The organism is Nostoc flagelliforme FACHB-838, from assembly GCF_014698065.1.
GTDB lineage: Bacteria > Cyanobacteriota > Cyanobacteriia > Cyanobacteriales > Nostocaceae > Nostoc > Nostoc flagelliforme_B.
In genome coordinates, this window is the sequence record NZ_JACJSI010000454.1 from 1 (window position 1) to 4364 (window position 4364).

A 4364-nucleotide genomic window follows, 5' to 3' on the forward strand; every position below is an offset into this window, starting at 1 on the left:
TTGGTGCGGATAGAATTTATCTTTTGCTGTAACTGTGAGCGCGTATCAGAAGCAAGATTCTTAGACTCAATCGCTGGATCGTTAACGATAGAATCTAAGTGCGTCATCATCGCCTCCAAGCTACTGCCTGCCTCCGGTGAAGCGTTTGCCAGTAGCACTTGAACCTTCATTAGATGACGCTCCATTTTTCTTTTAAACTGTACGGGCTTCCGTCCCGGTTCCCAATCAGCCAACTCTTCAAGCAACTGGGCGGCGAGTTGTTCACCGCCAGCTAAAGCAGATTCCCGTAGCCGTTGCTCCAAATTTTGATCATACTGTTGAATGAACTTGGTAATTTGGTCAAGACATTCGGCTTGCTGCTGGTTCAGTTGTTCAGAGAGGGCAGGGATAATCACCGGACGACCTATAACGACTTGCAAATAGTCTTCAAGATCGGTCAGAATCGGAAATGCTCTTAACAAGTTTGCTTTGACTGACTCTTGCTTATCCTGTGCTAATTCCCAAGTGTTAAGTGAGAGGAACTGATCAATCCGTTCCTGATAATCAAGAAGTCCCGCCTCGTAATCAGCTTTTAATTGATTACGCAATCCAGGAGCGATATTATCTCTGATATTGATTAACTGATTCCAAACAAGTGGAGCTAAATCAATCGGACAAACCCAATCATTTCCAATTCGCAATTCGCAATTAATACCTTAAGCCTGAATGCACTTGCTCTGAATATTGATACTACTTGTTTTTCATAACTGAAATTAATTGCTATGCGCCTAAATGAATCAATTATTAGTTACTTCCATAATTGCGAATTGCGAACTGCGAATTGCGAATTGTTACGACATCCATTCTTGAACTGAAGCAATCTCTTGACGCAATTGGGCAGCAGCTTCATCTAGCTTTTTGAATACCTTAATACCTCGCAGACCGACTTCGGAATTTGTACCTTTCACGAGGTCTGATTCAATTTCAGACACTTCAGCTTTTAGCACATCTGCCCATTTAGGTGCGGCAGATTTTGTACTTTTCTTTAGTTGAATACGAAAGCGAATACGGGTTTTATTTAACTGTGAGAAGTTGTGGCGCTCAACTACTGCATCAGTTAGGAAATTTGCAGCAACAGGGTTGTCAATTGCTTGTACCATGATTATTCACCTCAATCATTATTTTTCACTTTCAATTCAGCGAAGCTTTCTTTGTGACTATTTGAATGTCTTTAGTAGCCCTCTAGATTACTTTTTTAGAGATTTTTTGTAACCTAATGTGTCTTTTGATGACTGGTGGTTTATGTATGGACATGGCTCAAAATAGCTGAAGTTGCTGTGAATTATCCTGTACCGCAGGCTTCTCATAGACCATACCTTCGACCTCATAACAGCGAGTCATGAGTTTGTTTCGGTTTAGTCGAAAGCTGGCTTTTTTCTTTTGATTTGGCAGAGGTGCAAATAGATACTGTGGATGTCGTATAGTACCTTCATCACCCAAATATCGGGAAAGCGTACCGTTTATTTGGTAAACTTTTGATGAGCTTAATAGCGTCGTGTCGTAAACCTTAATCAAATTTAATTCCATCTTAGTAGCAGTGAAGTGTGCCATAATTTATCGTGGAATCGATTTTTCTCTATAGTCAGATTTAATTAGTCTGACTGTAGAGTTTTTCATACATCATCTGATTATTCTTTCGTCAACATTTTCGTTACCTCTGCGTTAATTATTGATTGAGAGTGAAAAATGTTACAGATAGAAATGCTCAAAGATTTGATTTAGTTTTTCCTTTAATTCATCAGGCAGAGCTTTAAAATCAAACTCGTCTGATTCCCAAACTTGATCCAGGCTTGTAGACTCATCGATAATATTTGCAATCAAACTTGATTCATCGTCGTAGTTCCAGCCATTTGCTAAAAACCACGGCAGAATTCCCTTAGATTGCAATAGTTTCTCAATGTCTAACGAGTCAGAGAACTGCTGTAAGTTTTCGATACTAAGGTGAACGATTGTTGTAGTCATTTATTGTTATTGGTGAATAGGTAGACAGCATGTATTAGCTGTAGACAAGGCTTGAGCAGCTTCTAATTACAGTTGCCCAAACCCTGTTTACAACGAGTTAAAACGCTATCTCATTTGCTGCTTTTGTTACAGCTAAAGCTTGTTCCCAAATTTCTTGCCAATTAGTCTGCTCGTTATAGGATGCCATAACTAATTCCGACTCTACCCATACGCGACAGAACAACACATTTTCATCTGTCGTCCCTGGAGTAGGCTGTAGTGTGATGGGAGAATACAATTGTTCTGGGGTCAAAGTTGCGATCGCCGCAAGTATGCACTTTGAGAAATGGGTATCGTAGCCTGATTCTAAGATATACGTCCGGTCTGCTTGTATAGTTATTAGCAACTTGCAGGTTTCTTTTTTGCGGCGTTCTGTATTCTCAAACCGCAGTTCTTTAAGATATCCAGTTAAGGCAGTTTGAGGGACATCACTCGGTTCACCATTGAGTGTGTACCACAATCCTCCGTGCTGACGATTGCAGTAGATTTTACAATTGCCAGCTTCAGAGTGCAATCCCAGTTTTGGCTTATTGATTGCTGCAACTAACTGCTTAAGTAATTCTTCCTGGCGCATTAAGGCAGCAAGTAATTCGGCATTTTCTTGAGGGTTCATTTGTTTGTATCAAAAGCATTTTCACTTTCGCATTGGCGCAGCCGTTTAATTGTGATATATGAAGCGTAGAGCCAATAAAACAGCGCTCTTGAATCAACAAAAGCGCTTTTTGTTACTAACTATTTGCCCTATACAGATTATTGATGTGAATTAAATCTTGCCAGCAAATCTTCACGAGATAAACTAGACAATTCGAGTAAAAATCTTGCAAAGTCATCTGGTGTTAACTGCAACAAATTGTCGACCACTCTCGCTAATTCTTCATCCACAGAACCAAACCGGAATTTTAACAAGTTTTCTACAACTTGACGGCGTTCTTGTTGCACTCCTTGCTGTTTGGTAGTTTCTTCCCACTGTTGGTAAGCTTGCGACAAATTCATAATTAATTCCTGCTCATCTTCTGTTAAAGTTTCTTGCTGTTGAACTATAATCACCCGCAAATTAGTAATCAGTTTGAGAGTATTCTGTCTTAATTGGTTGCTTTCGGGTAGTGCTAGCAATTCATCAATGGCAGTACGTTGCGTTTCGCCTCTACCCAAAATCCTCAGCCATAATGTTTCTTCTGTTACTGGTAGCTCGTTAACCGCTATTATTGCTGCTCTAAAACATTTCTGGAAAAAGTAAACTCCCCTGCTCCACTTTTCTAAATCTAGTTTAACCTCTAAATCCTCCAACAGAGAGGCGGAAGCGCTAGGCGATATAATCCACAAACGAGCTAAACTATCTTCTGGTAAGCTGGTTTTCTCTCGCTTGGCTTTGCGTTGTGAGTCTGCAATCACGGTGAACAGTTTCAGAAAACAGTTGCGTACCTCTGACCTACTGGGTTGATTGCGGAATGGTTCCAAGAGTGCCGTATTTAATACAGCAATTCTGCCCAACAATCCAAGATTTTGAGCTTGGGCAGTTGCTGCGCTTGTAAACAAAACGTCAACAAATCTGGTTTCATCAGTGACTTGTTTGTTAACTTCTACTCTACCTAAAGGAGACAACAACTCCTCTAATAATTCCTTAGAAAACTGATCGTAAGGCTTGCTACTCATGTTTTAAAGGCGAACTGTGTTTTATTTTACAAGGATTGGTTATGGTTGCATGGTGGGTTCTCATACCCACCTTTTTATTTACGCCGTTACCAACTCCCGACGAACTTGCGGCAGTTCAATCGGAGCAGTTGCTCTGGACAGTCCCTCTACAGCCTCTTTTACGCTCCAATACCGTACTCCATCCCCACACCGCCAATAGTAAGTCTTGGGGTCGTTTTGCCATGACTCATCAATGTTCCTGACCTTAAAGACAATTCCCAAGAACTTACCATCTAGATATACGTTGTGAGCCGTCTGAAGGTCAGTGCGTCCTACATAGGTCAGTCGGTAGCCGTCCACTGGCGTACACAAGTCTTCTGCGCGAGTATAGGAGCAGTTACCGCAGCCGTGTCCTTCGCAGTCTGGACAAATAGCCCCACGAGGAGAACTAAACTTGGGCGGAGTAAAGTCCCATTTAGAAGGTGGGGTTAATATTCGAGCCTTGTGAGAGATGTAACAACCAGCATGACCGATTACTTTATCAGGATAGTAAGTAGAACGGCGTGGAAAAACCAAACTATGTAAAGATAAATAAATACAGAGAATGTATCTACTGAGGTAAGCAAGATATGGGTGCTCGTATAAGGGTATTCTTAACTCGTGAAGATGACAAAACCCTGTTAAACCTAAGA

General features: G+C 41.0%; 4 protein-coding genes and 3 pseudogenes. All 7 read right to left on the bottom strand.

Annotated features, from left to right (window positions below):
• Positions 1-668, bottom strand: a pseudogene (locus H6G97_RS46385) (hypothetical protein); the annotation flags it as partial.
• Between the two features lie 158 nt (positions 669-826).
• Positions 827-1139, bottom strand: a pseudogene (locus H6G97_RS46390) (hypothetical protein); the annotation flags it as partial.
• A gap of 157 nt (positions 1140-1296) precedes the next feature.
• Positions 1297-1590: a hypothetical protein gene (locus H6G97_RS46395; protein ID WP_422394282.1), complete on the bottom strand. Its 294-nt coding sequence runs from the start codon at positions 1588-1590 to the stop codon at positions 1297-1299.
• Positions 1591-1728: 138 nt separating this feature from the next.
• Positions 1729-2001: a hypothetical protein gene (locus H6G97_RS46400; protein WP_190947143.1), complete on the bottom strand. Its 273-nt coding sequence runs from the start codon at positions 1999-2001 to the stop codon at positions 1729-1731.
• A 97-nt stretch (positions 2002-2098) separates the two neighbouring features.
• Positions 2099-2653 carry a hypothetical protein gene (locus H6G97_RS46405; protein ID WP_190947144.1) on the bottom strand — a complete coding sequence of 185 codons (555 nt, stop codon included), beginning with the start codon at positions 2651-2653 and terminating at the stop codon, positions 2099-2101.
• Positions 2654-2790: 137 nt separating this feature from the next.
• Positions 2791-3693, bottom strand: coding sequence for an RpnC/YadD family protein (locus H6G97_RS46410; RefSeq protein ID WP_190947145.1), 903 nt, complete (start codon positions 3691-3693; stop codon positions 2791-2793).
• Positions 3694-3771: 78 nt separating this feature from the next.
• Positions 3772-4364 (bottom strand): annotated as a pseudogene (locus H6G97_RS46415) (hypothetical protein); the annotation flags it as partial.